The sequence below is a fragment of the Oleiphilus sp. HI0128 genome, from assembly GCF_001635365.1.
On the sequence record NZ_LWGG01000616.1, the window covers coordinates 1 to 404 of the forward strand.

1 protein-coding gene is annotated in these 404 nt (G+C 46.3%); it reads left to right on the forward strand.

Annotation, left to right across the window (positions count from 1 at the left end):
- Nucleotides 1-404 (forward strand): diguanylate cyclase domain-containing protein (locus tag A3763_RS07625; protein ID WP_156494996.1); only part of this gene is annotated, 404 nt, incomplete at both ends.

Here is a 404-nt window from a genome sequence, read left to right on the forward strand (position 1 = left end):
ACAAACTTCTGGTATCCGTGGCCCGGCGGCTTCAAAACTCTATAAGAGAAGTCGATACCATCGCTAGGATTGGTGGCGATGAGTTTGTTATTTTGCTTGAAGACCTCAGTAGCTCTCGCAAGCAAGTAGAGCAAGAAGCTCTTCAAGTTGCCCAACGAAGCCTTAAAGACCTTGAAAAACACTTTGAATTATCAGACCGACGTTACCGTATCGACGCGAGCATCGGCATAGCAGTCATCAACGAATTCGATTGCGATGCAATAGAACTGCTTAAGCACGCCGATGCCGCTATGTATGAAGCGAAAAAGACTCCCCACAAAAAAATATGCTTCCATAATGATGTGCTTCAGGAGTCCATTGATCACCGCCTACGTGTTGAAGGGGAAATCAATGATGCGCTGGAG